Origin of the sequence: Desulfobulbus alkaliphilus (assembly GCF_016918545.1) — a bacterium.
GTDB lineage: Bacteria > Desulfobacterota > Desulfobulbia > Desulfobulbales > Desulfobulbaceae > Desulfobulbus > Desulfobulbus alkaliphilus.
Genome location: NZ_JAFFQC010000173.1, coordinates 1 through 475, shown reverse-complemented (window position 1 = coordinate 475; position 475 = coordinate 1). Strand labels below are relative to the sequence as shown.

Below are 475 nucleotides of genomic sequence, written 5' to 3'. Positions count from 1 at the left end.
GCTCCGGCACAGGAAGGCCACAAGCAGACTGCCACGTCCGCCTCGATGGAAGCGGTTCCTGCAAAGCAGGGTACTGTGGCCCCCAAGGCCGCAGCTGGGACTCCCGCAGCTCCTGCGGCGCCTGCTTCCCGGCCGACGACGCCTGCCGCACAGGAAAAGCGTCCTCGTGCTCCCATTCCTTTGCCCAGTCTCGATCTGTTGAGCCTGCCTTCCAAAGATGCCCCCCGCGTCCGCCGCGAGGATCTGGAAGCTCGCGGCAAAGCTTTGATGGAATGCCTGAAGGATTTCGATATCCAGAGCGAGCTTGTCCGCATCACGCCCGGGCCTGTGGTCACCATGTACGAGGTGCGCCCGGCCCCCGGTATCCGCGTCAACCGCATCGCCAATCTCAGCGATGATCTGGCCCTGGCCCTCAAGGCCATTGCCGTGCGCATCCAGGCCCCGATCCCCGGGTCCGATACCGTGGGTATCGAGA

The 475-nt window shown here is 64.8% G+C and carries 1 protein-coding gene; it reads left to right on the top strand.

All coding sequences use genetic code 11. The features are described 5' to 3' along the window. Positions 1-180: 180 nt before the first annotated feature. A partial coding sequence (locus tag JWG43_RS19795) for a DNA translocase FtsK (RefSeq protein ID WP_275888505.1) occupies positions 181-475 on the top strand: 295 nt, incomplete at its 3' end.